Annotated in this window: 24 protein-coding genes and 1 pseudogene; 13 read left to right on the top strand and 12 right to left on the bottom strand. The window is 73.3% G+C overall.

The genetic code is table 11. The features are described 5' to 3' along the window. Positions 1–47: 47 nt before the first annotated feature. Complete coding sequence (locus KMS84_RS11465) at positions 48–245, bottom strand: thioredoxin domain-containing protein (RefSeq protein ID WP_256916042.1); 198 nt, start codon at positions 243–245, stop codon at positions 48–50. Between the two features lie 119 nt (positions 246–364). Here KMS84_RS11465 and KMS84_RS11460 point away from each other — a divergent pair, with 119 nt between their 5' ends. Further along, entirely contained in the window at positions 365–775 is a 411-nt protein-coding gene (locus tag KMS84_RS11460) for a winged helix-turn-helix transcriptional regulator (protein ID WP_256916041.1), read from the top strand. Between the two features lie 226 nt (positions 776–1,001). Then, positions 1,002–1,448, top strand: a pseudogene (locus KMS84_RS11455) (LuxR C-terminal-related transcriptional regulator); the annotation flags it as partial. A gap of 16 nt (positions 1,449–1,464) precedes the next feature. Here KMS84_RS11455 and KMS84_RS41230 read toward each other — a convergent pair. Genes KMS84_RS41230 through KMS84_RS11410 form a run of 9 tightly spaced genes read right to left on the bottom strand, consistent with a single transcriptional unit; the run spans position 1,465 to position 12,266 of the window. Continuing rightward, a complete protein-coding gene (locus KMS84_RS41230) occupies positions 1,465–2,469 on the bottom strand; it encodes a prephenate dehydrogenase dimerization domain-containing protein (RefSeq protein WP_256916040.1) in 1,005 nt (334 codons plus the stop codon). Next, the gene (gene pabB, locus KMS84_RS11445; RefSeq protein WP_256916039.1) at positions 2,466–4,607 is read right to left on the bottom strand and encodes an aminodeoxychorismate synthase component I; all 2,142 of its coding nucleotides are present in this window, start codon (positions 4,605–4,607) and stop codon (positions 2,466–2,468) included. The genes KMS84_RS41230 and pabB (KMS84_RS11445) overlap by 4 nt, the downstream gene beginning before the upstream one ends. Continuing rightward, positions 4,604–4,939 carry a chorismate mutase gene (locus KMS84_RS11440; protein WP_256916038.1) on the bottom strand — a complete coding sequence of 112 codons (336 nt, stop codon included), beginning with the start codon at positions 4,937–4,939 and terminating at the stop codon, positions 4,604–4,606. Before KMS84_RS11440 ends, pabB (KMS84_RS11445) begins: the two co-directional genes overlap by 4 nt. A 1-nt stretch (position 4,940) precedes the next feature. After that, entirely contained in the window at positions 4,941–6,203 is a 1,263-nt protein-coding gene (locus KMS84_RS11435; protein WP_256916037.1) for a phenylacetate--CoA ligase family protein, read from the bottom strand. Beyond that, on the bottom strand, positions 6,200–7,444 hold the full coding sequence (locus tag KMS84_RS11430) for an ATP-grasp domain-containing protein (RefSeq protein ID WP_256916036.1): 1,245 nt from the start codon (positions 7,442–7,444) through the stop codon (positions 6,200–6,202). Before KMS84_RS11430 ends, KMS84_RS11435 begins: the two co-directional genes overlap by 4 nt. Continuing rightward, positions 7,441–8,730: an MFS transporter gene (locus KMS84_RS11425; RefSeq protein ID WP_256916035.1), complete on the bottom strand. Its 1,290-nt coding sequence runs from the start codon at positions 8,728–8,730 to the stop codon at positions 7,441–7,443. Before KMS84_RS11425 ends, KMS84_RS11430 begins: the two co-directional genes overlap by 4 nt. Continuing rightward, positions 8,723–9,985 (bottom strand): aminotransferase class I/II-fold pyridoxal phosphate-dependent enzyme, encoded by a 1,263-nt coding sequence (locus tag KMS84_RS11420; protein WP_256916034.1) that lies wholly within the window; start codon positions 9,983–9,985, stop codon positions 8,723–8,725. The genes KMS84_RS11425 and KMS84_RS11420 overlap by 8 nt, the downstream gene beginning before the upstream one ends. Beyond that, a complete protein-coding gene (locus KMS84_RS11415; protein ID WP_256916033.1) occupies positions 9,982–10,830 on the bottom strand; it encodes a N5-glutamine methyltransferase family protein in 849 nt (282 codons plus the stop codon). The genes KMS84_RS11420 and KMS84_RS11415 overlap by 4 nt, the downstream gene beginning before the upstream one ends. Next, entirely contained in the window at positions 10,830–12,266 is a 1,437-nt protein-coding gene (locus KMS84_RS11410; protein ID WP_256916032.1) for an NAD(P)/FAD-dependent oxidoreductase, read from the bottom strand. Before KMS84_RS11410 ends, KMS84_RS11415 begins: the two co-directional genes overlap by 1 nt. A 450-nt stretch (positions 12,267–12,716) precedes the next feature. Between KMS84_RS11410 and KMS84_RS11405 the strand changes: the two genes are divergently transcribed. From KMS84_RS11405 to KMS84_RS11385, 5 genes are all read left to right on the top strand, one after another. Beyond that, positions 12,717–13,286 (top strand): GNAT family N-acetyltransferase, encoded by a 570-nt coding sequence (locus KMS84_RS11405; RefSeq protein ID WP_256916031.1) that lies wholly within the window; start codon positions 12,717–12,719, stop codon positions 13,284–13,286. A 429-nt stretch (positions 13,287–13,715) separates the two neighbouring features. Beyond that, positions 13,716–14,642: an ArsR/SmtB family transcription factor gene (locus tag KMS84_RS11400; protein WP_256916030.1), complete on the top strand. Its 927-nt coding sequence runs from the start codon at positions 13,716–13,718 to the stop codon at positions 14,640–14,642. 399 nt (positions 14,643–15,041) lie between these two features. Next, positions 15,042–15,308, top strand: a complete 267-nt coding sequence (locus KMS84_RS11395) for a hypothetical protein (RefSeq protein ID WP_256916029.1) — start codon at positions 15,042–15,044, stop codon at positions 15,306–15,308. Further along, entirely contained in the window at positions 15,305–17,383 is a 2,079-nt protein-coding gene (gene pabB / locus KMS84_RS11390; RefSeq protein WP_256916028.1) for an aminodeoxychorismate synthase component I, read from the top strand. The genes KMS84_RS11395 and pabB (KMS84_RS11390) overlap by 4 nt, the downstream gene beginning before the upstream one ends. Then, on the top strand, positions 17,380–17,718 hold the full coding sequence (locus tag KMS84_RS11385) for a chorismate mutase family protein (protein WP_256916027.1): 339 nt from the start codon (positions 17,380–17,382) through the stop codon (positions 17,716–17,718). Before pabB (KMS84_RS11390) ends, KMS84_RS11385 begins: the two co-directional genes overlap by 4 nt. Before the next feature lie 124 nt (positions 17,719–17,842). Here the strand turns inward: KMS84_RS11385 and KMS84_RS11380 are convergent, their stop codons facing one another. Further along, positions 17,843–18,265 carry an acyl-CoA thioesterase gene (locus KMS84_RS11380; protein ID WP_256916026.1) on the bottom strand — a complete coding sequence of 141 codons (423 nt, stop codon included), beginning with the start codon at positions 18,263–18,265 and terminating at the stop codon, positions 17,843–17,845. Between the two features lie 207 nt (positions 18,266–18,472). Here KMS84_RS11380 and KMS84_RS11375 point away from each other — a divergent pair, with 207 nt between their 5' ends. The 6 genes from KMS84_RS11375 to KMS84_RS11350 all read left to right on the top strand — a co-directional run bounded on the left by KMS84_RS11375 (position 18,473) and on the right by KMS84_RS11350 (position 25,479). Then, positions 18,473–19,993 (top strand): amino acid adenylation domain-containing protein, encoded by a 1,521-nt coding sequence (locus KMS84_RS11375; RefSeq protein ID WP_256916025.1) that lies wholly within the window; start codon positions 18,473–18,475, stop codon positions 19,991–19,993. After that, a complete protein-coding gene (locus KMS84_RS11370; protein ID WP_256916024.1) occupies positions 19,990–20,211 on the top strand; it encodes an acyl carrier protein in 222 nt (73 codons plus the stop codon). Before KMS84_RS11375 ends, KMS84_RS11370 begins: the two co-directional genes overlap by 4 nt. After that, positions 20,208–21,569: a flavin monoamine oxidase family protein gene (locus KMS84_RS11365; protein ID WP_256916023.1), complete on the top strand. Its 1,362-nt coding sequence runs from the start codon at positions 20,208–20,210 to the stop codon at positions 21,567–21,569. The genes KMS84_RS11370 and KMS84_RS11365 overlap by 4 nt, the downstream gene beginning before the upstream one ends. Before the next feature lie 148 nt (positions 21,570–21,717). Continuing rightward, positions 21,718–23,442: a class I adenylate-forming enzyme family protein gene (locus KMS84_RS11360; RefSeq protein ID WP_256916022.1), complete on the top strand. Its 1,725-nt coding sequence runs from the start codon at positions 21,718–21,720 to the stop codon at positions 23,440–23,442. Between the two features lie 16 nt (positions 23,443–23,458). Then, entirely contained in the window at positions 23,459–24,847 is a 1,389-nt protein-coding gene (locus tag KMS84_RS11355; RefSeq protein ID WP_256916021.1) for a KamA family radical SAM protein, read from the top strand. Positions 24,848–24,849: 2 nt separating this feature from the next. Further along, positions 24,850–25,479, top strand: coding sequence for a TIGR03086 family metal-binding protein (locus KMS84_RS11350; protein WP_256916020.1), 630 nt, complete (start codon positions 24,850–24,852; stop codon positions 25,477–25,479). On the opposite strand, the gene paaI is transcribed toward KMS84_RS11350, so the two are convergent. Then, complete coding sequence (gene paaI, locus KMS84_RS11345) at positions 25,468–25,941, bottom strand: hydroxyphenylacetyl-CoA thioesterase PaaI (protein WP_256916019.1); 474 nt, start codon at positions 25,939–25,941, stop codon at positions 25,468–25,470. The genes KMS84_RS11350 and paaI overlap by 12 nt on opposite strands. Between the last annotated feature and the right edge of the window lie 31 nt (positions 25,942–25,972).

The following is a 25,972-nucleotide window of genomic DNA, read 5'->3' as shown; positions in this document are numbered from 1 at the left end:
GGCCTTTCGAAACGATCAAGGGTGGGCCGGGGAGTGACCGGTGGGGGTCAGCTGTGGGCCGGTACGGCGCAGCCGTCGGGGCCGCAGACCGGTGCGCCGCCGCCGGTGCCGGGGGTGAGCGGGCGGGATGGGTGGACGACCTCCACCTCGTCGCCGTGCTCGAACCGCTCCACGGCCCCGTCCGGACGGTGGCTGCCCAGTCCGCACCAGGGACAGGTGACCTCGGCCCGGACCTCGACCTTCATGACACGCCTCCCATGCCCTGCGCTGGACTCCTACGTTTTGTTCGTAGCGCCATGATGGGCCAGTATGGAAGTCGACACAAAAGGCACACCGGTGTTCGTGCCGGAGAGGAATGTGCGTCATGGAGGTCAACGGCAGTTCGGGCGGCGCGGCGGCGGTGGGGCCCTGTGCCCGCATCCCCGCCGAGCACATGGAGTTCATCCGGCAGGTCCTCGACCGCGTCGGCGACAAGTGGAGCCTGCTGCTCATCGCGGTGGTCGAGGCCGGCCCGCTGCGCTACACCGACCTCCAGCGCCAGGTCCCCGGGATCTCCCAGCGGATGCTCACCCTCACGCTCCGCCAGCTCCGGGAGGACGGTCTGATCACCCGCACCGCGTACGCGGAGGTCCCACCGCGCGTCGAGTACGCCCTCACCCCGTTGGGGCGCGGCCTCCACGAGATCGTGACCTCCCTGATCGGCTGGGCCGCCGACCACCACGACGAGATCCGCGAACACCGCGCCCGCGCCGCGGCACCGGCGGCCCGGTCCTGACCGCAGGATCGGCGACCGGCCGTCGGCGTCCGGTGCGGCGCGGACGCCCCCGAACACCACTGGTCGCACCACGACCTGCCGACGTCGTATGTCACCCGGGTCCCGGCCATGGTGACCGTGCTGGTCGTCAGCACCATGGCGGCGGTCGGACCGGGGCCGGCCGGCCGGGTCGCGCGGGCCTACATCGCCGCTCTGGAGGACCGGGCCGTACGCCTGGAGACAGAGCGTCCGGGCCGGCGGCCGCTCCCATGTCCTGGTCCTGACCACCTTCGACCTCGACGAGCACGCGTATGCCGCCCTGCGCGCCGGGGCCAGCGGCTTCCTGCTCAAGGACGCGCTGCCCGACGAACTGGTCGCCGGCATCCACGCGGTGGCCGCCGGGGACGCGGTCATCGCACCCGGCCTGACCCGCAAGCTCATCGACGCCTTCTCCGACCGCCTGCCCGCCCGCAGCGCCGAGCAGGAGCGGATGCTCTCCGCGCTCACCGAGCGCGAGCGCGAAGTGCTCACCGCCGTCGCCTCCGGCTGGAGCAACATCGAGATCGGCGAACGGCTCAACCTCGCCGAATCCACCGTCAGGACCCACGTCAGCCGCATCCTCGCCAAGATCGCCGCCCGTGACCGCGTCCAGGCCGTGATCTTCGCCTACGACACCGGGCTGGTCAGGCCCGCACGACCGGCCGGCCGTCTCAGTCGGCGGCCTCGGCAGGACCGGCCTCGGCTCCCCGCTGCCGCGTCCTGCGCCGCTGGATCAGTTCGAACAGCTCACGGCACTCCTCGGCCCCCTCGGCGGCGTACGGCCCCAGGCCCCGCGTCGCCGAGGCGAGCGCGGCGCGGAAGTCGTCGGCCCGGTCCTCCTCGACGAGGGCGTCCAGCCGCAGCAGGGAGGACGACAGCTCCCTGCGACGGTCGCCGCCCAGGGCGTTGGCCCGCTGGATGTCCCAGTAGATCTCGGGCGGCGCCGCCAGGATGCGGCAGGCCAGCGCCACCAGGGTGCGGGCCGGGGGCGGGGCGATCCGCATCAGGGTGGGCACGTCCACCGGCGCGGCCAGGAGCGCGTCCACGAACGACAGCACCGCCGCGTGCGGCAGGGCCTGGAGCACGGACATCGCCGCGTCGTGGCCGGCCGGGTCCATCACGGAGACCGTCATGGACCCGGCCTCCAGCCGCGCCGACAGCCGGCGGACATGAGCGTCCGTCCGCTCGCCCGCGTCGCCCCCGTCACCGGCGTCGTCCCCGCCCGAGCCGGCCGGCCGCCCGGCCCCGGGCGCGATCACCACGACGGACTGTCCCGCCGAGGGCAGGGTGGGCGAGAACATCGGGTTCACCCCGCGCAGCGGGGCGCGCAGCCCCTGCTCCGCCGCGGCCGCGAACAACGGCAGCTGGACCGAGCAGGTGGACACCACCACCGTTCCCGGACCGGTGCACCCGGCCAGCCACGGCAGACACGCGGCGGCCACGTCCTCGGGCAGGGCGAGGACCACCTCGTCGGCCGCGGCGACGGCCGAGCGCAGCCCCGCGCCGGGTGTGCGCACGTCACCGGGGTGGTCCGCGTCCGCGCCCAGGTCGGCGGTGGCCACCGCGTCCCCGGCGTCCGTGAGGTGGGCGCGGTACCAGCGGCCGACCGTGCCCCCCGCGCCCAGCAGCACGATCCGCCGCAGTGCCGTCGCCCCCTCCGGGGCCGGGGCGCTCACGCCTCGCCCCGCCGCTGCCAGCCGCGCAGGCCGAAGTAGGGCACGCTCGCCTTCACCAGGGTCTCCTCGTACTCCTCGTCGGGGTCGGACTGCGAGGTGATCGCCCCGCCGACGCCGAAGCGCGCCGTGCCCCCGCGCACCACCGCGGTGCGGATCACGATGTTCAGGTCGAGCGCGCCCGAGAAGGACAGCCAGCCCAGGGCGCCCGAGTAGACACCGCGGGCCTCGCCCTCCAGCTCGTCGATGATCTCCATGGTCCGCTTCTTCGGGGCGCCGGTCATCGAGCCGCCCGGGAAGCAGGCGCGCACCGCCGAGAGCGCCGACTCGGTCCGCCGCAGCCGCCCGCGCACGGTCGACACCAGCTGGTGGACGGAGGAGTAGCTCTCGATCGCGAACGCCTGCGGGACGTGGACGCTGCCCGGGACGCACACCGAGTTGAGGTCGTGCCGGACCAGGTCGACGATCATCAGGTTCTCGGCGCGGTCCTTGCGCGAGGACCGCAGGTCCTCCCGCAGCGCCGCGTCCTCCTGCGGCGTCGCCCCGCGAGGGCGGGTGCCCTTGATGGGCCGCGACTCCACCACGCGGCTCTCGTCGACCCGCAGGAACGTCTCCGGCGAGGAGCACAGCACCTCGACGTCACCGGCCCGCAGATAGGCGCCGCGCGGCACCGCGCTGACCGTGCGCATCCGCGTGTAGGCGGGCAGTCCCGCGCCCACGCCGGACAGTTCGGCGCGGTTGGTCAGGCAGATCTCGTAGCTCTCGCCGTCGGTGATGAGGCGCTGGCTCTCCTTGATCTTCGCGAGGTAGGCCGCCCGGTCGTCGCGCAGGTCCAGCAGCCGCTCGGACACCGGCCCCGGTGTGTAGGCGGCGGTCCCGCCCGGGCCCGCCCCGCTCGTCGCCGCCGTGGGAGCCTCCGGGGCGGTGAGCCGGTCGGGGGCGGCCGCGCTCGTGCCGCCGTCGGGCCCGTGGCCCGGGCCGGCGTCCTCGGGGACGAGCCGGCAGTCCAGGGCGACGCCGCGCGCGTGGTCGAAGACGGTGAACGCGCGGGTGTGCAGGAACCAGGCCTCGGGCTCCAGCGAGGTGTGCCGCTCCTCGCCCGTGGTGAGCGCCTTCAGCTCGTAACCGAACCAGCCCACCAGACCGCCGCGGAAGGGCAGCGGCCAGTCCGCGGGCGCCGTGACCTCCACGGCGTCGACGATGTCCTCCAGCAGGGCGAAGACGTCGCCCGTCACCTCCTCGGTGCGGCCGGGGCCGCGCAGGGTGAGGCGGCGTGCGGCCAGGTCGTAGCCGAGGGCGACGTCGCCCGGCTCGCCCCAGGCGCCCATCAGCGAGTACCGGGAGCCGGGGTGCTCGCTGCCCTCGGAGTCGAGCCAGAACGCGTGCGGGCGGCCGGCGCAGTGCCGGTGGAAGAAGTCCGCGGGCGTGTCAGGCGTGGTGAAGGGCTCGGCTTGCAGCCGCATCCGCAGCGAGCCGCCCGCCCTGCGGAACGCCGCCACCGACGCGGACTCGGCGGCCGCCGGCCCGGGCGCGGGGGAGGCCGGGGACCGCACGTCGTCCCCGGCGTGGTGGCGGGCGGCCAGCGCGACGAAGTTGGCGAGGAGGCCGTGGCCGCCGGCCGACTCGACGGACTCGGGATGGAACTGCACGCCCCACACCGGCCGGGAACGGTGCGTGACGGCCATGACCAGCCCGTCCCGCGTCCACGCCGTGCGCTCGAGCGTGTCCGGCAGATCGGTGCTGACCAGCGAGTGGTAGCGCACCACCGGCAGGTCCTGCGGCAGCCCCGCGAAAAGGCCCGTGCCCAGGTGGGCGACCGTGTCGACGACGCCGTGCGCGGGGGCGGGCGCGTGGACCGTGCGCCCGCCGAAGAACTCGGCTATCCCCTGATGGCCCAGGCAGACCCCGAGCAGCGGCAGTGCGCAGCGCGCGATGATCTCGCGGCAGACGCCGAAGTCGGCTGCCCGCGAGGGCCGTCCGGGGCCCGGCGACAGGACGACGGCGCCGCACTCGTCGAGCGGCAGCGCGTCGAAGGGGGTGGTGTTCGGGACCACGAGCGGCTGCACGCCGGTCACTTCGTACAGGTACTGGGCGATGTTGAGGGTGAAGGAGTCGAAGTTGTCGACGACGAGGACCTTCACCGGTCCTCGGCCCCGTTCAGCTCGGCCATCAGCACGTCCTCCTGGGCGCACGTCTCGGCCACGATCCGCTCGAACAGGTCGCCGAGGTACTCCTCGGGCAGACCGTGGGCGGCCGCGTGGGCGCGGGCCCGGCCGACGACGAGCCCGACGCGCGAGGGCTGCATCATCGGGATCCCGTGCTCGGCCTTGAGTCTGGCGATGTCGAGGCAGAGGTCCATCCGCTCGACGATCAGCGCGAGCAGCCGGCGGTCCAGATCGTCGAGCCGGTCGCGCAGCGGACCCAGCACCGTGGCAGCCTCGGTCTCGCCGGGCGCCGCACCAGACGTGATCATCTCAGTCCTCTTCACTTTCGTCCCAGAAGAAGGGGGCCTTGGCCCGGGTGGTGATGCGCGGCGCGCTTTCGACGTCGACCGTGAGGCCGGCGAAGCGCGCCGAGCCGACGACCTTGCGCAGGGTCTGGTGCCGGCCGAGGGCCGTGCGCGCCGTCTCGCCCGTCAGCGCGCCCAGGGCCGAGCCGCGCAGCGTCAGCCGCAGCAGGCCCTGGCGCGAGCCGAAGGCGACCTGGTAGCGGGCGTCCGGCGGCAGGCCGAGCGCGGTGTCGAACATGGAGCGGGTGACGAGGGTGCCGTCCAGGTTGGCCGACACGTCGTCGCGGGCCCCGATCCGCAGCACCCGGGCGGTCGAGCCGCAGGGGCAGTCGACGGTCCGCAAACTGGCGCGGTCGCCGACGAGATAGCGCACCAGCGCGCCGCCGGTGTCGGCCAGCACGGTGACGGCGAGCGCGCCCACGTCCCCGTCGGGCAGCCGCCGGCCGTCGTCGTCGACGACCTCGGCGATCACCAGGTCCTCGTGCACATGGTGGTCCGTGCCGGTCAGGTGGGCGCACTGGAACCCGATGGGCCCGGTCTCGGTGGTGCTGTACGCGAAGGAGCGCACCGCGCAGCCCGCCTCGGCCAGCAGGTCCGCGGCCGGTCCGGTCATGCGCTCCCCGAGGTAGAACAGGGTGCGCAACTGCCGCATGGCCTCGGGGATCTCGGCGACCAGGCGCTCGACGTAGCCCGGCAGGCCGACCATCGCGGTGACCGGGAGGTCGGCGATCAGTTCCGCGAGGTGGGGCGCCGGCATGGAGGTGCCGGCCGGGAGCACGGCCGCGCCGCGGCGGGAGAGCACCGCGTCGGCGAAGCCGAACCCGCCGAACAGGTCGCCCGGAGCCAGCGAGTTGAGCACGAACGGGTTGTCGCCCAGGCCCTGCGTGCACAGTCCGCGGGCGCCGAGGGCCTCGACGCGCTCGTTGAAGGGGCGGTCGTGCAGCAGCGTCCGCACCCGGCCCGAGGAACCGCTCGACCGCAGCACCAGACGGATGTCGCCCTCGGTGATGCGGTGCGGCGCACCGGGCGCCAGGCTCCACTCGGCCAGCCGGTCGCGGGTGGTGAGAGGGACCTGCTCCAGCCCCTCGTGGGTCAGCGAGTCCGCGTGCGGGCGCAGCGCCGTGCAGGTCGCCGACCCCCGTACGGCGTCCCGCATGAGCGTCAGATTGTCCGCCTGGACCCCGAGCAACTCCGGGCGCGGCAGCGTGAGATCCGCGAGGAGCCTCACTGTTCCTCCATCCGTAGGGTGATGGCCCGGCAGGCCCGCTCGGCCGCCGCCGCGGCGGCCGCGGTGTCGGGGCCGACGGCGACGACCTCGCCGAGCCGGTCCCAACTCGCCGTCGCCGGGCGCACGGTGTCGCCCGGACCCGTCCAGACCCGCACGCTGTGCACGCCCGGCAGCGCGGCGGCCTCGGCCGTGCCGTCGACGGCGGCGACCCGGCCGGCGCGCTCGGCCAGCAGATACCGCTTCACGGCCGCCGCGCCCAGCGGCCGCACCGCGGGCGGCAGCGGCAGACCGCAGGCGTGGGCGAGCATGTCCGCCTCCATGTCCCGCCCGGTGACCAGCGTGAGCAGCGCCGGGATCTCGTCGCCCCCGGTCCGGGCGTGCGACTCGACGAGGTGGACGCCCGCCTCGCCGACGATGACCTCGGTGTGGGCGGGGCCCTCGCTCAGCCCGACATGGTCGAGGAAGGCCACGACACGGTCGACGACCGCCCGGTGGCGCTCGGCGTCGAGGTCGGCCGGCACGAGGTGGCCGGTCTCGACGAACGCGCCGCCCACGAGCTTGCGCACCACCGCCCGCACCTCGTGGCGGCCGCCGCGGCTGAACGTCTCGACGCTGAACTCCTCGCCGGCGGCGAAGGGTTCGACGAGATAGCCGGTCACGGGCAGCACCTCGTGGTACCGGTGGCCGTTGCGCAGCGTCTCGCGCACCCGCCGCCAGGCGTCGTCGAGGTCCTCGGGGCCGTCGACCCTGAGCACGCCGAGGCTGGCGGAGCCGTCGACGGGCTTGAGGATCAGCGGCCAGCCGGCCTCGCCGGCCACCCCGAGCGCGGTTTCGGGGCCGGTCAGCCGGGCCCAGGGAGAGCGCAGCGAAGGGCTCTTGTCGAGCACCTCGTGGGTCCTCGCCTTGTCGCGCAGCAGGGCTGCGACCCCGGTGCCGGGCGCGGTCAGCCCCAGGTCCAGGGCGACCGCCTCGGCCGCCGCGCACGCGGGTTCGTGGTTGCTGCACACCCCGGCGAAGCCGAATTCCTCGTGCAGGGCGCGGGCGAGGGCCACGACGCCGGGCACGTCGAGCAGGTCGGTGCGCACCGAGCGCAGGCACAGCGGGTCCAGCGAGGCGTCGGTCATGGTGGGCGCCTGGAGGTGCACCACGTCGAGACCGAGGCCGAGGGCCTTGTCGACGACTCTGCGGCTGCCGCTGAGCAGCAGGAGCACGGGGCGGCGCGGGGCCGCGGGGGATGTCACGAGGCGTTCTCCCTCACGAGCGGAGAGCGGCGGGCCAGGGCGACGCAGTACTTCATGGCGAAGGACGCGCCGAGGAACAGGGCGCCGAGGGCCAGCCAGCCCCAGGAGCCGTGGGAGAGCAGGAGCCAGGTGAGGGCGAGCGGGCCGACCGCCTCGGCGATCGTCGAGCCGATGCCGAAGAAGCCCTGGTACTCCCCGTACCGGCCGTCCGCCACCAGCCGGAAGCTGATCTCGTTCATGCTGGAGATCTGCCGGATCTCGCCGAAGGTGAGGACCGTGACCGCCAGCACGAGCACCCCGCCCGCCGCCCAGGGCGAGGAGGGCAGCCCGGACAGCGAGTACAGCGCCATGCCGGTGAACAGCAGCACCCCGCCGACGCGCAGACTGCGCACCCCCGCGTCGACGCTGGTCACCGTCTTGGCGGTCCGGTACTGGAGGGCCACCACCAGGCCCGTGTTGATCATGAAGACGGCGGCGATGCTCCACTCCGGCGCGTGCGTCTGCCGGACGATCCACAGCGGCAGCGCCACGTCGATCAACGGCACGTGCAGCATCAGGACCAGGTTGACGAGGCTGACGGCGGCGTAGCCGCGGTCGCGGAACACCCCCAGGGGCGAGCCCCCGGCCTCGGCGGCCGCGTCGCCGTCCGCGGGGGAGGCGACCGCCGTGCGCAGCGTCCGCGGCACCTTGAGCAGCAGCGCCGCGGCGAGGAAGAACGACAGCCCGTCCAGGGCGAACGCCAGCCGGTAGGCGCCGTCGGTGTCCACGGCGATGACCAGGGCGCCCAGTGCCGCCCCGACCGCCAGACCGGCGTTGGCGGTCGCGATCAGCACCGCCCGCACCCGGGTGACCCGGTCGGGCGGGAACGAGCGGGCGATCAGGGCGGAGCGGGCGGACATGGTGCCCTGGGTGGAGACCGCCAGCAGACAGGCCCCCACGAAGAACAGCGGCACGTTGGAGGTCGCCAGGTACAGGCAGATGGACAGTCCGGCCACCGCGAGCAGGGAGACGGCGACGGTGCGGGCCTCGAACCGGTCGGCGAGATGACCGACCGGCACGCTGAGCACCATGGCCAGCAGCCAGGACGCGGTGAGCGCGGCGCCGTAGGTGACCGGTTCCAGTCCGACCACCCGGGTGAAGTACAGCGCCGCGCAGACGTAGAACAGCCCGTCGCCGAAGTAGGTGACGAAGTGCGACACGGCGAGGGGGCGCACCAGCGGCCCCAGCGCCGGGCCGGGCGGCTTCGGGTCCCGCGCCGCGGCCGGCGAGGTGGATTGCTCAGTCACGGGCGTCGGACTCCTGACCGCTTCCGTAGTGCCCGCTCTCCTCGAGCGTGTCGGCGAGAAGGGTCAGATCCTCCTCACCGTGCAGTGCGGACAGGGCGAACCGCAGCAGGGACCGGCCCTGCGCCACCGTGGGGTAGAACGCGGGAAGCATGATCACTCCGCGTTCCTTGAGCCGCCGTACGGCGCGCAGCCCCTCCTCCTCGGTCTCGAACACCGCGCCGCGCACCGGTGTGCGCAGACCGGCGTTGGACAGCTTGTTGCCGGTCAGTTCGTCGAGCCGGGCCGCGTTCGCCCACAGCCCCCGCTGGAGCACGGTGATCTCGGGGGAGAGGTGGATGCGGGCCGCCGCGACGTTGGCCGCCATCATCGGCACCATCACCGAGTGCCCGAAGACCAGCGGGTTGGCGAGCTTCCTGACGACGGCGACGTCCTCGGCGGACGCCACGAGCAGGAAGCCCCCCGAACCGCCGAAGCCCTTGGACAGCGAGCCGGCCAGGACGACGTGGTGGGGGAGTTTGCCGCCGAGCGCGTCGAAGGCGTAACCGCAGCCGTCGGCGCCGTCGATGGAGATGCCGTGGGCGTCGTCGACGTAGAGGTACCCGCCGGCGGACGCCGTGCGCCGCGCGAGGTCCTGGACGGGCACCAGGCCGTTCATCGATCCGACCCCGTCCACCAGCAGGACCGGCGTGCGTCCCGCCCCGGCCGCCCGCCGCAACGACTCCTCCACCGAGGCGGGGTCGTCGGACCGGAACCGGTCGACCGGGCCGAACTGCTCGAAGATGCCGCGCAGCACCTGCATCGAGGCGTGCGCGGTGCGGTCGACGAACAGATGCGGCCCGCCCTGCACGGGGTAGCTGGGCAGCGACCCCGACGCCAGCAGCGGCAGCACCCCGAGGTGCACGTTGCTGGTGGAGGTGAACACGCAGGGGGTGGCGCCCGGGTAGACGCGGCCCAGCAGTTCCTCCAGCTCGGGCAGGTAGGACGGCCGCATCCGGTTGCGCGAGGACGACAGGTGCACGCCGAAGCGGCCGACGGCCTCGACCACGGCCTGCGCCAGCGCGGGGTGCGACTCCAGCCCCAGGTAGGAGCAGGAGACGAACTCCGTCGCGGTGGTGCCGTCCTGGAGGGTGACCCGTTTGCGGTCGCGGGAGACCACGGTGTGTCCGGTCAGCCCTTCGGCGAAGCACAGGTCCAGCGCCGAGGAGGTGCGGTCCCTGCGGGTGGTCAGCCAGTTCTGCGATGTCGGGGCGCTCACGAGGTTCCCTCCTGGTCGGCACGGCGGGCGACCGTGATCCTCGGTTCTCCGGCGGTGTCGACGAAGGTGGTGACGTCGTCGAAGGCGTCGTCGAGCAGGAGCGCGCGCACCTGCTCGGGCTGCGCCCGGTCGTGTTCGAGCGCCAGCCGCCCGCCGGGACGCAGCGCGGCGGCGGCCAGGACGGCGATCCGGCGGATGAGGTCGAGTCCGTCGGCGCCGCTGTAGACGGCCGCCCGCGGCTGGTGCTCGGACCACTCGGGCAGCAGGCGCACGTCGGGGGAGACGTACGGAGGGTTCGCGACCACCAGGTCGGTCCGCCCGTCGAACGCGTCGAGGCAGCCCGGCTCCGTCAGGTCGGCGGCGAGCACGGCGACCGGGCCCAGGACCGCCTCGTGGCGTGCCGCGTTGCGCCGCAGGTACTGCACGCAGGTGTCGTCCCGCTCGACGCACGTCACCTCCGCGTCGGGGCGCCGCCGTGACAGGGCGAGGCCGAGGGCCCCGACGCCCGAGCACAGGTCGAGGGCGACGCCGCCGTGCGGCAGGGTCTCGTGGTCGGCCGCCCACGCGACCAGCGCGGTGCTCTCGTGACGGGGCACGAACACGCCGCTTCCGACGACGAGTTCGAGGCCGTCGAAGTCGACCGAGCCGATGATGTGCCCGAGCGGGATGCGCCGGCAGCGCTCGGCCACGGCGGCCTCGAAGCGGGCCACCGCCGCCGCGCTCCCCGCGGTGAGGAAGCGCTCCCGCAGGGCGGCGAGGTCGCCCTCGACGTCCCACACGCCCGCCTCGGCCAGCCGGGCGCGGGCCGCGTCCTGCACGGACCGGATGCCCTGTGCGGTCGTCATCACGACCACGCCGCGTAGTACCGGGTGAGGGAGGCGCGGATGCCGTCGGTCATCGCGGCGACCAGTTCGGCCGGGGGCGTGAACGACGGGTGCAGCTCCTCCACCAGGGAACCGTAGAACCGGCGCAGATGACGCTCGATGCGCGGCGGCCATTCCGGCGTGACGTTCCACTTGTACTCGTAGCCGGTGGCCATCATGTGCTCGACCGCCGTGGTGACGACCTGCTCGCGGGTCCCGCCGGCCAGCGGGGCGCGCACCGGCGAGAAGGACGACAGGAAGTCGTACTCGCTCGTGCCGCCCTCGACGAGGGTGGCGATGTGCCGGGCCAGCAGCGGGGACTGGTGCAGTCCGTCGCGATACGTGCCGGTGGCCAGCCACAGCCCCTCCGCGCCGGCGTTGCCCACCAGCGGGAAGCCGTCGGCGGGCACCGGCCGGTTGCCGACCTGCACGGACAGCAGCGACGACTCGGAGAGGTTGGTGTGCAGTTGGTCCACGGCGCAGCCGAGCAGGAACTGCAGGTCGCCGACGGCGGCGAAGCGGCGGGGCTGCTCGGAGATGATGTTGGTGGCCCCGAGGTAGAGCACGCCGTCGGCGCGGGGCACGGCGTGCAGACCGCAGGCGAAGGCCCGGTTGGGGGTGCGCACCACGGACGAGGGCAGCGCGCGGTCCTCGGTCTCGACCAGCACCGAGACGCCGTACCCGCTGACCATGGGCGGCATCTGGGCGCGCGCCTCGGCCACCTCGTCCAGCAGCGTCAGGGACCGGGCGCCGGCGGCCACCACGACGTGGTCGGCGGGCAGGATCTCCCCGTTCGCCAGCTCGACGCCGGTCGCGCGGCCGTTCGTCACGCGTACCCGCAGCGCCTCGGCGTCGACCACCCGGCCGCCGGACTTCACCAGCGCCTGGTCCAGCTTGACCAGCAACCGGTGGGAGTCCACCGCGTGTTCGCCCGGGATGTACATGCCGCGCAGCGAACGCGAGAGGTCGTTCGGGGCCAGCCAGTCCAGGTCCTCGGGGTCGGCCGTCTCGTACGGCTCCTTGTACTCCTGCAAAGTCGCCTCGATGGCGCGGAAGTTGCCGGAGTCGACCGCGGCCGATCCCATCGTGTTGAGGAGGACGAACGTGCCGTCGGCGCTGAAGAGGGTGCGGGAGTCGCCCGAGTCCTGGCTGAGGCGCTCGTCCCACTCGGCCCAGTAGCGGCGGGCCCGGTGGTCCATGTCGAGCTTGGCCCGGCCGTGGTCGCTGGCCAGCAGCGACGTGGTGACCTCACCGAAGCAGCCGAGCATCGCGCCGGCGGCGAGCGAGGCGGCGTAGGGCCGGTTCTCCCGGCCGACGCGCGTGACCTGGAAGCCGCGGCTGCTCAACTCGTAGGCGATGGAGGCGCCCACCGCTCCGTTGCCGACGACGACGGCAGTCTGCTGTGGCCCTGCGTACATGGTTCTCCTCGTGATCTACGGGCACGGGGGCGCCGCTCGGCGCGTGCTCCGGCCGTGAGAAAAGGTGGGGATGTCGTCGTGCCCGGACGGGCGTCAGACGGTCGCTCGGACCGCGCTGTCCGGAGTCACGTGGTGCCACCGCGCGCACGCCTGCCACAGGGGCGTGGCGCACGGTATGAAGGGCGGGCCGCTTCGCGGTCTCGCGGGGGCGTGGGTACTGCCACGCCGCCTATGCGTCCGCTTTCGGCCGCGTGAGGCGGCCGCTTCCGGAACGGGGCGAGAAATGGGGTGGAGGTCCAGTCCGAAGATCCACCGACATGGGCCCAGGACTGTGCACTTCGCCGCATCGCTTCACGTTCCCCCGTTGCAGATGCCACTGGCCAGGTAGCGCCGTGGAGTCTAAGTTGCGCATGATGGGGTGTCAATCCTATGAATAGGGAAGCGGGACCCATGAATTTCGCGATTTCCCAGCCGGTGACGACCGATCGGTTGGTGCTGCGTCTGTTCACGGCGGACGACCTCGACGACATGCACGCATATCAGGGGCTGCCCGAAGTCGCCCGGTTCCTCTACCGGCCGCCGCGCGATCGCGCGCGCTGCGCCGAGGTCATCGAGCGCATCGGGCAGGGCACGCACTGGAAGGAGGACGGCGACAACCTGACCCTCGCGGTGTGCCGCCGCGACACCCCGGGGGTGATCGGCGAGGTGCAGGTGACGCTGTCGAGCGCCTACGCCCGGCAGGCCGAGATCGGGTGGGTCTTCCACCCCGACCACGGGGGCCGGGGCTATGCCACGGAGGCGTCGCTCGCCCTGCGTGACCTGGCCTTTCAACAGCTCGAGGTGCACCGGCTGTTCGCCCGCATCGACGCCGACAACACCGCCTCCGAGCGGATCTGCGAGCGGCTGTCGATGCGTCGTGAGGCCCATCTGATCGAGAACGACCGCGACGACCGCGGCTGGGGCAGCGAGTACGTGTACGCGGTCCTCGCCCGCGAGGTCGCCCCCGCCGGGACCGACTAGGCCGGGCGCGGCCGCCCCGCCCCCTGCCGGTTCGGACCGGGGGGCGGTTTCCGGACATGTTTATGGCCGAATTCCCCGGGTGTGGCTTCGGCCGTCGCCTGACCGGAATACCGCTTGACTTGTTCGGAATCCCCCGGGGTGAAGTCGTGTCGAACCTCGTCAAGGCCGTGCATCTCCGCCGCGACCGGCGGGGTGCACGGCCGCATTCGTCACCGGTGGGACTTCTTCCGTTGCCGGCGTGTTCGCCCGGCAGCCCGGATCCGGGTCCGGATTGCGTTGCACAACGGCGCCTTCACCGGCCTACCGTGAGAGGAGCAGGTGCAGCAGAGAAACGGGGGAACGTTGATCAGCTACAGTGCGACCGCCGATGACGTCGCGAAAGTTCGATTTTCCATGTCTCCGCTCGGGGAAACCGTTTACAGCTTTCGCATGCTGGCGTCTCCCGAGCGCCGAAGGCAGCACCAGCCGTGGGTGGACGACGTCCTGCACCGGCTGAAGGGCCTGGACCTCCGGCCGCTGCGAGCCGTGATCCCGCCCACCGGATACGTGCCCGACTTCCTCACGCCGCCGCCCACCGGCACGCCCTCCAGCTTCGAGAACGAACTGGAAGCGGTGCGCGCCACCCGGCTCTCCCACTTCGTGGACGAACTGGCCTGGATGGTGGGGGACACCGGGACGCCGCTCGCCTGGCGCCGCGAGACGGCGCCGCTGCACCGGCAGATGCTCGACGAACCCGAGAAGGCCGTCCAGCAGATCACCCAACGGCTGCGCGCCTACTGGCGGGTGGCCCTCGAACCGTCCTGGCACAAGCTGCACGCCGGGCTCGTCTCCGACGTGCGCTCCCGGATGCGGGTGATGGAGAACTCCGGCGCGGCGTCCGTCTTCTCCACGCTCAACGAGCGCATCGGCTGGCAGGACGACCGTCTCGTCGTGCGCAGCAGCTACGTCTTCGAGAAGAACCTCGACGGCCAGGGCATCGTCCTGGTGCCGAGCGTCTTCTGCGGCCCCGAGGTGCTCACCATGCTGCCGCCGCTCCAGGCGATGATCGTGTACCCGCGGCCCGCCGTCGCCGACATCTGGCGCCACCACGGGGAGGAACGCCCCAGCCCGCTGAGGGCGTTGCTCGGCGGGGTGCGCGCCGCGGTCCTCGAAGCCCTGCTCACGCCCTCCTCCACCGGCGAGCTGGCCGCCAAGGTCGACGTCACCCCCGGCGCCATCAGCCAGCACGTCTCGGTGCTCCGGGGCTGCGACCTGGTCACCAGCCAGCGGACGGGGCAGCGGGTCGTGCACGCCCTCACGGAGACGGGCGAAGCGCTCGTCCGCGGCGCCGAGCACTCCGCCGGCCGCACCTTCTGACGGGCCACCGCCGCGCCCTCCCGCCCGGCGGACTCCGCGCCCCGCGTGCCCCGCGGCCGGCTGACCCCGCCTCGTCCGGTCGCCGTCGGCCGCGGGGGCGGGCCGCCGTCGCCCCCCGCACCTGCCGCCGCCCCCGGGTACCGGTCGCCGTCGCTGTCCGTGAGCGAGCCTGTGCGGAGCTTTTAGCCTCAGCTAAAAGCTTTGGGGGCCCTCCTCGCCGTGTGTTTGGCTCACAGGGCCACCTTGGCGGGACGCTGGGCAACGGCGCCGAGCGGTCCCGCCGACTCCCTTTCCCGCACGGACGCGCGGCCGTACTGGGCCGTGCCCGCCCGACACCGGGAGGACCCCACCACCGACGGAACCAGCCCGTTGCACCACGACGTTCAGAAAGGCACAGGCATGACGACGACCTCGAGCCCTGAAGTCGGGCTGGCGGGTCTGCGCGCCGAACTCGACTTCAGCGACGCGACGTCGCTCCACGCCCCGCGGACCCGGACCGACATCCGCGTCCGGGGCGCCCGGCAGACACGGGAGCACGGCGCCGCCGGCCCGTTCACGCGGCGCGGGCAGCGCCCGATCACCGAACAGACCAGCGCCGTGGAGGAGTTCGTGACCGACCTGCCGGACACCCACGGCCGGCGGCCGGCCTGGGACGTCGCCTCATGAGACGCCCCGTCCGCACCCTCCTCGTCGACAACTACGACTCGTTCACCTACAACCTCTACCAACTCCTCGGCGAGGTGAACGGCCAGCCGCCCGTCGTCGTCCGCAACGACGTCGACTGGTCCGCCCTGCACCTCGGCGACTACGACAACATCGTCGTCTCACCGGGGCCCGGACGCCCCGACCGGGACCGCGACTTCGGCGTCGGGAGCCGCGCGATCCGCGACTCCGGACTGCCCGTGCTCGGCGTCTGCCTCGGACACCAGGGCATCGCCGCCCTGTTCGGCGGCACGGTCGAGCACGCCCCCGAACCGATGCACGGCCGGCCGTCGCGGATCCTGCACAACGGCGAGGACCTCTTCGCCGGGCTGCCCTCGCCGTTCTCCGCCGTCCGCTACCACTCCCTCGCGGTCTCCGCGCTCTCCGACGAACTGGAGGGCGTCGCCTGGACCGAGGACGGCGTCCTCATGGGGCTGCGGCACCGGACCCGTCCCGTCTGGGGCGTCCAGTTCCACCCCGAGTCCATATCCAGCGAGTACGGCCGTGAACTGCTCGCCAACTTCCGGGACCTGTCCCTCGGGCGCGCCGCGGGCGAGACGCCGGCCGCCCCGCCGTACCGGTTGCACACGCGGCGGCTGGACCAGGCGCCCGACACGGAGGCGGTGTACGCCGAGCTGTTCGCCGGCCGGCCGCACAGCTTCTGGCTGGACAGCGGCTCCCACGCCGACGGCGACTCCCGCTTCTCCGTCCTCGGCGACGGCAGCGGTCCGCTCGCCGAGTACCTCACCTACCGGGTCGCGACCGGCACCGTGCGCATCGAGCGGACCGGCCGCCCGGACGAGCAGGTGACCAGCGGCTTCTTCGACTACCTCGACGCCGAGTTACGGCGGCGCGCGCTGCCGACCGACCCGCTGCTGCCGTTCTCCTTCAACCTCGGCTACGTCGGCTACCTCGGCTACGAACTCAAGGCCGAGGCGGGAGCGGCCGCCGCGCACACCGCGCCGACCCCGGACGCGGCGCTGCTCTTCGCCGACCGCGCCGTCGTCGTCGACCACGAGGCGCGCTGCACGTACCTGCTCTGTCTCGGCACCGGCCCGGACGACCCGGACGTCGTCAAGTGGCTCGACGCGACCGCCGGCCGCCTCGCCGTGCTGCCCGACCAGACCGACCGCGAGCGCACCCCGCTCACCGAGGCGCCCCCGCTCGCCGTCGCCGCCCTCGCACAGCGGCACGACGAGCAGGAGTACCTGACACGCGTCGGGCAGTGCCTGGAGAAGATCCGCGACGGCGAGTCGTACGAGATCTGCCTGACGAACATGGTCTCCACGCCCACCGTCATCGACCCGGTGGCCACCTACCGGCTGATGCGGGAGATCAGCCCCGTGCCCTACGGCGCGCTCCTGGACTTCCCCGAGGTGGCCGTGCTCAGCGCGTCCCCGGAACGGTTCCTGAGCATCGGGACGGACCGGGTCGCGGAGTCGAAGCCGATCAAGGGCACCCGGCCGCGCGGCGCCACCCCGGACCAGGACCGGGAGCTGCGCGACGGCCTGCTGGCCAGCGAGAAGGACCGCGCCGAGAACCTGATGATCGTGGACCTGCTCCGCAACGACCTCAACACGGTGTGCGAGGTCGGCTCGGTGCACGTTCCCAAGCTGTTCGACGTGGAGACGTACGCGCCGGTCCACCAGCTCGTCAGCACCGTGCGCGGGACGCTGCGCGAGGGGGTGTCGGCGGTGGAGTGCGTGCGGGCCTCGTTCCCCGGCGGGTCGATGACCGGCGCGCCCAAGCTGCGGACCATGGAGATCATCGACGGGCTGGAGGGCGGGGCCCGGGGGGTCTACTCCGGCGCCCTCGGCTGGTTCTCGCTCAGCGGCGCGGCCGACCTCAGCATCGTGATCCGCACGATCGTCGCGACCGACGAGGGCGCCTCCTTCGGCGTCGGCGGAGCGGTGATCGCGCTGTCCGAGCCGGCCGAGGAATACGAGGAGACCCTGGTCAAGTCGCGGACGATGACCGCGGCCATCGTGGCCGGCTCGGCCCGCGCGGTACTGGTGCCGGGCGAGGCGGTGGACGCGTGAGCGCGGCCCTGGACCTGCCGGCCTCGATGACGAAGGCGCCGCAGGCGGTGCCCGCGAACGCCGCGGAACGCGAGGTCCGCGCGCTGCTCGCCGACCTCGACGGCCAGATCATCACGATGGTGCTGCGCCGGGCGGAGCTCGCCCGCTACGACCAGTCGACGCGGAGGCTGTCGGGCCTGCCGGCCTCGGAGCTCGCCTGGGAGAACGCCGTGCTGGGACGGTACGCCGACGCGCTCGGCCGTGCGGGGGTGGACATCGGGCGGGCGCTGCTCGCGCTGTCGCGGCTCCCTCCGGCGTACGCGTCGGCAGGGCGGGGGGCGCCGCAGCAGGAGTGACCCTCGACGCGGCGGACGGGGTGGTTAATGCCGAAAGCACCCTCGGAGGATTCTGCCGCCGCATGCGGGGCGAATCTTCCTCGGGTGCTTTCGGACGCTCTTCTCCGGCCGGCGCCGGTGAAGCTCACAGACCCATGATCTCCGGGTGGTCGGCCAGCTTCGCGAAATGCTCCGCCGGGTGGGAAATCAATTTCCGCTGCGTCAGGTCGATGAGTCCGGCGACGCTCGACAATTCACAGGCGAGGACGCCGTCCGTGCGCCGGATTTCCTGTTCGACGCGGAAGGTCTTTCCCTCGCCCCAGATCCACTGGCAGGTCACGTCGACCTCGTCCCCGCCGCGCAGTTCGTGGCGGAAACGCATGGTGTTCTCCAGGACGGCCGGCCCGATCTGCGTCGCGATCAGCTTGTCCTGCGAGATCCCGGCCGCGCGCAGGCTCTCCCAGCGCAGGTGCTCGCAGTACTGCAGATAGACGGCCTGGTTCAGGTGTCCCTGTGTGTCGAGTTCGTAGCCCCGTACGGCGATCCGCAACTGGAACGGTTTCGTCATGTGCTGTCGACCTCCTTGGTGGATGGATGAATTCCTACCGCATGTAGTTGGGGCGGGCAAGACCGCGTCGACGCGCGAAAATGCGTGTGGGGTGGATCACGCGCGAAATCGGCTTGACTCGCCGAGATTTTGGAGTGGTAGCGTCATGGTCATGCTGGAAAATGAAGGGATAAGTTGATGGTGGGTATAGTGCCCGCCTTTCTGGAAATGGCTCGCACCTTTCCCGAAAAGTGCGCCGTCGAATGCGACGGACGTGAACTGACCTACGCGGAGCTGGCCCGCCGGGTCCGTGCGACGGCCCGCGAGCTGGGGCCCGCCCCCGGGCCGGTGGGGGTCCTGACGGACCGCTCCGAGGCCACCGTCGTCGCCCTCCTGGGCATCCTGGCCGCGGGCGGCGTCTACGTCCCGGTCGACCCGGCCTTCCCCGCCGCCCGGCAGCAGGCCCTCCTGGCCGCGGCCGGCTGCACCCGGGTGCTCGGCGCGTCCGGCCCCGGGCACGCGTCGCGGACGGAGCCGGCCGCGACGGGCCTCCCGGCGACGGAGCCCGAGGAGAAGGACCCGCAGGACAGGGACCCCGAGGCGCCCGCGTACACGCTGTTCACCTCCGGATCGACCGGGCGGCCCAAGCCCGTCCTCACCCCGCGGCGCGCCATCGCCGCCTCGGTCGCCTCGCTGCGCGACCTGTTCGCCCTGACCCCCGCGGACCGGGTTCTGCAGTTCGCCTCGCTCAACTGGGACACCTGTCTGGAGGAGATCCTCCCCGCGCTGACGACGGGCGCGACGCTCGTCTTCCACCGCGAGGCGTACACCGGCTCGATCCCGCGCCTGCTGCGGGCCGTCGACGCGAGCGGCGTCACACTGCTCGACCTGCCCACCGCGTTCTGGCACGAACTCGTCCGCCACCTCGCCGAGAGCGACGAGCGGCTGCCCGACCGCGTGCGGACGGTGGTCATCGGCGGCGAGGCCGTCAGCCCCGCCCGGCTCGCGGACTGGCGGGCCCGCGACACCGGCCGCGTCCGGCTCGTCAACACCTACGGATGCACCGAGACCACCCTGATCACCCACGCGGTGGACCTGCACGGTCCGCGGGCCCCCGGCCCGGGCGCCTGGTGGGGCGAGGACGGCGGCGTCCCCGTCGGCCGGGCGCTGCCGCACGTCGCCGACGCCGTCGGCCCGGACGGCGAACTGCTGATCGGCGGGCCCGCGCTCGCGCTGGGCTACCGGGATCTGCCGGAGGTCACCGCCGAACGCTTCGTGACCCGCGACGGCCCCGGAGGACCCGCGCGCTGGTTCCGCACCGGTGACCGCGTCGCCCGCCGGCCGGACGGCCACCTGGTCCACGAGGGCCGCCTCGACGCCGAGATCAAGGTGCGGGGCATCCGCGTCGACCCCGGCGAGATCGAGGCCCACCTCACCGCGCACCCGGAGGTCGGCGTCGCGGTCGTCGTCGGCACCCGGGTCGAGGACCGCACGACCGTCACCGCGTACGTCGTCCCGCGGCGCGAGGGCGCCGACGACGCCGCGCTCGCCCGGCAGGTCCTGCGCGACCTGCGCGCGAGCGTGCCCGGCCACCTCGTCCCGCACCGGGTGACCGTCGTCCCCGGACTCGTCCACACCGCCGGCGGAAAGATCGACCGGCTCGGCACCCACCGACGTCACTCACCCGCCGCCGCGCCGTCCGCCCCCGCGGAACACCCCGGCGGCCTCACAGAACAGGACAACCGATGAGTCCCGACGACATGGTCGCCATCTTCCGCAGGGTTCTGGAGACCGACGGCGTCACGGCGGACACCGACTTCTTCGAATCCGGCGGCGACTCGCTCATGGGCACCCGCGTCCTGAGCGCCGTCGCCCGCGCGCAGGGGGTGGAGCTGACCTTCGACGACCTCCTGGGGGCGCCCACGCCCGCGCTGCTCGCCGACCGCGTCGCGAGCGTGGCCCGATGAGCGCGACCACGGACGTCCCGGCGAACGCCCCCGCGCGCGTCGTCGTCGTCGGGGCGGGACTCGCCGGCCTCACCGCCGCCGCCGACCTCGCCGACCGCGGCGTCGACGTCCAGGTCCTGGAAGCCCGCGACCGGGTGGGCGGCAGGACCCACGGCATCGAGGTCGCCCCCGGCGACTGGGCCGACGCCGGCGCCGCCTACCTGGGCGAGCGGCACACCGACCTGCTCGCGCTGATGGACCGCGCCGGCCTCAAGACCGTGCCCACCGTCATGGAGGGGGACAGCCGCTTCGACGTCTCCGGCGCCGCCCGGGCGGACAGCGTCCCCGGCCGCTTCCCGCCGCTGAGCGGCGTGGCCCTGGGCGAGCTGTTCGACCTGCTGGACGAGGTCACGCGGTCCGTGCGCGTCGACGCCCCCTGGCTCACCCCGGACGCCGGACGCCTCGACGCCATGACGGCCGCCGAATGGGCGGACGCGTCGTTGCGGCACCCGGACAGCCGGCTGTTCTTCCCGCTGTTCCTCGGCGAGATGATGGCCGCCGCCCCCGCCGACGTCTCCGTCCTGCACATGGCCTTCTACCTGCGCTCCGGCGGCGGACTGCGCTACCTCAACGCCTTCGCCGGGGGCGCCCAGGAGTGGCGGATCGACGGCGGCGCCCACCGGCTCGGCGAGGCCCTCGCGACCGGACTCGGCGACCGGGTGCGCCGGTCCGAGCCGGTCACGGCGGTGGAGCAGGACGCCGACGGCGTGACGGTGCGCTCCGCGAGCGGCGCCACCCGCGCCGACGCGGTGATCGTCGCGCTGCCCCCGGTCCTCGCCGACCGGATCGACTACTCGCCCGCCCTGCCCGCGCCGCGCTCGGGAGAGCGGACCGGGCCCGGCTGCGCGGTCAAGGTCCATCTGATCCACCCCTCCCCGCTCTGGCGCCGACAGGGCCTGTCCGGCTGGTCGGTGAGCTCGCGGGGCCCCCTGCTGTCCACGGTCGACGACTCGCCGGCCGACGGCGGTGCGGGCATCCTGACCGGCTTCGTCACGGGGGAGGAGGCCCGCCGCTTCGCCGCGCTGCCCCTCGCCGAACAGCGGGCCGTGGCCGTCGCCCAGGCCGGCCGGCTCTTCCCCGACCTGCCCGAACCCATCGGCTTCCACGTCACCGACTGGGTCAACGACCCCTACAGCCAAGGCTGTTACGCGGCCCTGTTCGGCCCCGGCGACTGGTCGGCGCTCGGCCCGCACCTGACCCGCCCGCACGGTCGCGTCCACTGGGCCGGCACCGAGACCAGCACCGCGTTCTTCGGGCTCATGGAAGGCGCCGTCCGCTCGGGCCACCGGGCCGCCGCCGAACTGACCGCCCGCCGGTAGGAGACCGCCGCCGGCCGCCCGCGTCCCGGGGCCCGTCCGCCCGTGGACGCCGTCCGCCTGCCGCCGCCGTCCGGCGGACCGCGGCCGGACGTCCGTCCCACCGGCCCGCGTCGTCACGAGACCACCCCGACATCCTCTGGAGAGCACCGTGACCACCAGCCCGATCGCCCCGCTCGCCGTCCGGCGGCAGTTCATGACCGACCCCGGCCTGGGAGCCGGCAACTTCCTTCAGAAGGCGCTGGAGGCGAACCCGAACAACACCGTCCCGTACGCGTTCACCCACACCACCGACCACCGGGGCCGGGTCGTGCTGCGCGGCCACAGCCTGCGCGACCTGGCCGCGCTGCGCGACCGTTACGCCCACTGGTACCGGGCCAACGGGGTCCGTCGCGGCGAGCCGGTCGCCGTCCTCGTCGCCGAGGGCCTCGAACCCCTGCTGCACTTCCTGGCGCTCACCGCCCTCGGCGCGGTGCCGGCCCTCGTCAACGACGCCATGCCGCAGACCACGGCCCTGCGCTACATCGACCACGTCGGCGCGGTGGGCCTGGTCGCCGACGACCCGACCCGGCTGGTCGCCGCCTACCGGGCCGACGCCAACCGCCGCCGGCCCCGCTTCATCGTCCCGGCCGCCGAGATCAAGGCGTACGAGCCGAGCGGCCCGCTGCCCGAGGGATACCCCCACCAGCACGCGGACGACGAGATCGTGGCGCTCATCCACTCCTCCGGCACCACCGGCACACCGAAGTCGACGATGCTCGCCCACCGGCAGTTCTGGGCCGGCAAGGAACCGCGCATGGAGCGCTTCCCCGCCTCGCCGGACGACCGGCTGATGTCCCTGATGCCGCACACCCACGCCGGCGGGCTCAGCTACTTCCTCACCGCCACCCTGCTCGGGCTGCCCACCGTCGTCATGGGCGACTGGCGGCGCGCCGTCGTGGAGCCGGTCATGGAGGCGTTCGAGCCGACGATGGTCGCCTCCTTCCCGCGCACGTTCGTCGAACTGGCCACGGGAGAGCCGCCCACGCGGGCGGCCGCCAAGGTGCACAGCTGGTTCAACACCGGCGACGGCGCCCACTACGGTCACATCCGTCGCCTGGTGCAGCTCGGCGAACGGCCCGCCGGGCTCATCAAGCCCTGGCTGCTGCCGCGCGGCCACGCGGGCGACGAGGCCGTCCCCGGCTCGCAGTTCATCGACGGGCTGGGCTCCTCCGAGATGGGCATGGCCCTCTTCGGGCAGGTGACCACCCCCGAGTCGGAGCGCGACGACCGCTGCGTGGGCAAGCCCACCGAGGTCGTCACGGCCGCGGTCGTCCTCGACGCCGACGGCCGCGAGGCGCCCGTCGGCACGGTCGGCCTGCTGGCCGTGAAGACCCCCTCGCGCACCCCGGGCTACTGGAACGCCCCCGAACTGACCCGCAGCTTCGAGGTCGACGGCTACTGGCTGACCGGCGACGTGGCCCGCAGGGACGAGGAGGGGAACTTCTACCACCTCGACCGGACCGTGGACGTCATCGACACCGAGGACGGCCCGGTCTACAGCCTCCCCGCGGAGGAGGTGCTCCTCGCCGACTGCGGGGACGTGGTGCAGGACTGCGCCGTCGTCGGCGTGCCGGCCGCGAACGGCCGAGGACAGGTCCCGGTCGCCGTCGTACGGCTGCAACCCGGCGTGGTCGAGCCGTCCGCGACCGAGCTGTGCGCACAGGCCAACAAGGAACTGGCCACCGTCGGACTCGCGCCGCTGGCGGCCGTGATCGTCGCCCGCGACCCGGCCGACTTCCCGACCGGCGTCACCGGAAAGGTCCTCAAGCGGGAGCTGCGCACCCGCTGGGCCACCCTCTTCACCGGCGCCGAACCCGCCCTGTCGATCAGCTAGGAATCCGATGGGAACCATGACGACACAGGGACCGCACACCCTGCCCGTACCGCAGCCCTACGAGTACGAGCGCGTGATCCCGGTGGAACCCGACTGGCGCCGTCTGCCGGGCTGGAGCGAGGTCACCGCCGTCCAGTGGCGCGACGCCCAGTGGCAGCGCGCGCACTGCGTGAAGACCGCGCGGCAGCTGAGGGCGGTGATGGGCCCGTTGCTCGAAGACCGCTTCTACGACGACCTGGAGGCCGACCACAAGCGCTTCGCCACCATGTCGATGCTGCTGACGCCGCAGATGCTCAACACCATGGCGCCCGACGCGCCCGCCCGGCCGGCGGCCTTCACGGACGCCTTCATGACGGACCCGGTCCGCCGGTACATGCTGCCGGTCGCCTCCGACCGCGAGCCGGAGTGGCCGAGCCACCCCTACGCCGAGCGCGACTCGCTGCACGAGGCGGAGATGTGGGTCGTCGAGGGGCTCACCCACCGCTACCCGACCAAGGTCCTGGCGGAGCTGGTGTCCACCTGCCCCCAGTACTGCGGCCACTGCACCCGGATGGACCTGGTGGGGGGCTCGACCCCCCAGGTGGAGAAGCAGAAGCTGACGCTCAAGCCGGCCGACCGCCAGGACCAGATGATCGACTACCTCAAGCGCAACCCCGGCGTCCGCGACGTCGTCGTCTCCGGCGGCGACGTGGCCAACGTGCCGTGGCCGCGGCTGGAGTCGTTCCTGATGCGGCTGCTGGACCTGGAGAGCGTCCGGGACATCCGGCTGGCCACCAAGGCCCTCGCCGGGCTGCCGCAGCACTGGCTCCAGCCCGCGGTGCTCGAAGGACTGGAACGCGTGGCGCGCACCGCGGCGCGGCGCTCGGTGAACCTGGCGGTGCACACCCACGTCAACCACGCCCAGTCCGTCACCCCGCTGGTCGCCGAGGCCGCCCGGGCCGCGCTGGACGCCGGCGTGCGCGACATCCGCAACCAGGGCGTCGTGATGCGCGGGGTCAACGACACCCCCAAGGCGCTGCTGGACCTGTGCATGGTCCTTCAGGGCGAGGCGAACATCCTGCCCTACTACTTCTACATGTGCGACATGATCCCGAACGCCGAGCACTGGCGGATCGCGGTCTGGGAGGCGCAGGAGCTCCAGCACGCCGTCATGGGCTACCTGCCCGGCTACGCGACGCCGCGGATCGTGTGCGACGTCCCCTACGTCGGCAAGCGCTGGGTCCACCAGCTCGTCGACTACGACCGCGAACGCGGCGTCTCGCAGTGGACGAAGAACTACCGCACCGGCATCGAGCTGGACGACCCCGAGGCGCTCGCACGCCGTCACCCGTTCTACGACCCCATCACCACGCTGCCCGAGGCGGGCCGGCGCTGGTGGCGGGAGAACGCACAGGAGAAGGGCTGATCATGACCGACCGGCACACCGCCGCAGTCCCGTCCGAGGGCGCGGTCCAGGAGCTCGACCGCAGGGCCGTGCTGCGCAGCGCGCAGATCGTCGCGCGGATCCGCGACGACCAGTGGGACGCACCCACCCCCTGCGGGGACTGGACCCTGCGCCGCCTCCTCGCCCACATGACCGCCCAGCACCTCGGCTTCGCCGCGGCCGCCGACGGCGGACCGGTCGACGAGTCGGTGTGGCGGGAGACGCCGCTCGCGGATCCCCGCGGGGCCTACGCCGCCTCCGTCCACCGCGTCCTCGACGCGTTCGCCGCCGACGGCGTGCTCGAGCGGGAGTTCGTCCTGCCGTGGATCCACCCGACGATGCGGTTCGCCGCCCCCCGCGCCATCGGCTTCCACCTCGTGGACTACGTGGTGCACGGCTGGGACGTCGCCGTCTCCGCGGGCCTCCCGGCGGCGTACGACGACGACCTCGTGGCGGCCGCCGCCGAGGTCGCCGTCAAGGAGGTGCCGGTCGGCCCGTCCCGCGAACGCCCCGGCGCCGCGTTCGCGCCGCCGGTCGAGCCGGCCGGCTCGACGAGCGCCGCGGACCGGCTGCTCGCCTCGCTGGGCCGGGACCCGCGGTGGTCACCGGCGTGAGGGGTCCTGCTGCCGCGTCTCGGGAGCCGGGCGGCTCCCGAGCGTGTGGCTCTGCCCCCGGAACTCGGCGACCGGCACGCCGTCCGCACGGCGCACGGTGACGTCGTACAGGCCGCCGCGCCCGAACCGGGTCCGCTCCACCGCCTCGGCGACCAGGTCGTCGTCCACCTCGGCCGGGCGCAGGAAGGTGATCTGGGCGCCCTGCGCCAGGGTCGTCGGGCCGTACGTGTTGCAGGCGAAGGCGAACGCCGCGTCGGCCAGCAGGAAGAGGAAGCCGCCGTGCCCTATGCCGTGGCCGTTCACCATGGCCTCCGTGACCCGCATGCCGACGGTCGCCCGCCCCGGCCCGGCGTCCAGCAGGGCGATGCCGAGCAGTTCGCAGGTGCGGTCCTTCGCGTACAGCTCCTCGGCGCGCCGCCGGGCCGCGAACTCCACGTCGCCCTCGTCGCCGGTCCCCGTCATCGAATGAGCCTCAATTCCCTTGATTTCACAT

It is taken from the genome of Streptomyces hilarionis, assembly GCF_024539675.1.
In the GTDB taxonomy this organism is placed as follows: domain Bacteria; phylum Actinomycetota; class Actinomycetes; order Streptomycetales; family Streptomycetaceae; genus Streptomyces; species Streptomyces hilarionis.
The sequence above is the reverse complement of the archived record's forward strand: the minus strand, read 5'-3'. Positions and strand labels throughout refer to the sequence as shown.

Bases quoted from the DNA above. Each gene is read 5' to 3' on its own strand.
- KMS84_RS11465 (WP_256916042.1), bottom strand. From the start codon at position 245: ATGAAGGTCGAGGTCCGGGCCGAGGTCACCTGTCCCTGGTGCGGACTG.
- KMS84_RS11460 (WP_256916041.1), top strand. From the start codon at position 365: ATGGAGGTCAACGGCAGTTCGGGCGGCGCGGCGGCGGTGGGGCCCTGT.
- KMS84_RS11440 (WP_256916038.1), bottom strand. From the start codon at position 4,939: ATGATCACGTCTGGTGCGGCGCCCGGCGAGACCGAGGCTGCCACGGTG.
- KMS84_RS11415 (WP_256916033.1), bottom strand. From the start codon at position 10,830: ATGACGACCGCACAGGGCATCCGGTCCGTGCAGGACGCGGCCCGCGCC.
- KMS84_RS11410 (WP_256916032.1), bottom strand. From the start codon at position 12,266: ATGTACGCAGGGCCACAGCAGACTGCCGTCGTCGTCGGCAACGGAGCG.
- KMS84_RS11405 (WP_256916031.1), top strand. From the start codon at position 12,717: ATGAATTTCGCGATTTCCCAGCCGGTGACGACCGATCGGTTGGTGCTG.
- KMS84_RS11400 (WP_256916030.1), top strand. From the start codon at position 13,716: ATGCTGGCGTCTCCCGAGCGCCGAAGGCAGCACCAGCCGTGGGTGGAC.
- KMS84_RS11395 (WP_256916029.1), top strand. From the start codon at position 15,042: ATGACGACGACCTCGAGCCCTGAAGTCGGGCTGGCGGGTCTGCGCGCC.
- pabB (WP_256916028.1), top strand. From the start codon at position 15,305: ATGAGACGCCCCGTCCGCACCCTCCTCGTCGACAACTACGACTCGTTC.
- KMS84_RS11380 (WP_256916026.1), bottom strand. From the start codon at position 18,265: ATGACGAAACCGTTCCAGTTGCGGATCGCCGTACGGGGCTACGAACTC.
- KMS84_RS11375 (WP_256916025.1), top strand. From the start codon at position 18,473: ATGGCTCGCACCTTTCCCGAAAAGTGCGCCGTCGAATGCGACGGACGT.
- KMS84_RS11370 (WP_256916024.1), top strand. From the start codon at position 19,990: ATGAGTCCCGACGACATGGTCGCCATCTTCCGCAGGGTTCTGGAGACC.
- KMS84_RS11365 (WP_256916023.1), top strand. From the start codon at position 20,208: ATGAGCGCGACCACGGACGTCCCGGCGAACGCCCCCGCGCGCGTCGTC.
- KMS84_RS11355 (WP_256916021.1), top strand. From the start codon at position 23,459: ATGACGACACAGGGACCGCACACCCTGCCCGTACCGCAGCCCTACGAG.
- KMS84_RS11350 (WP_256916020.1), top strand. From the start codon at position 24,850: ATGACCGACCGGCACACCGCCGCAGTCCCGTCCGAGGGCGCGGTCCAG.
- paaI (WP_256916019.1), bottom strand. From the start codon at position 25,941: ATGACGGGGACCGGCGACGAGGGCGACGTGGAGTTCGCGGCCCGGCGG.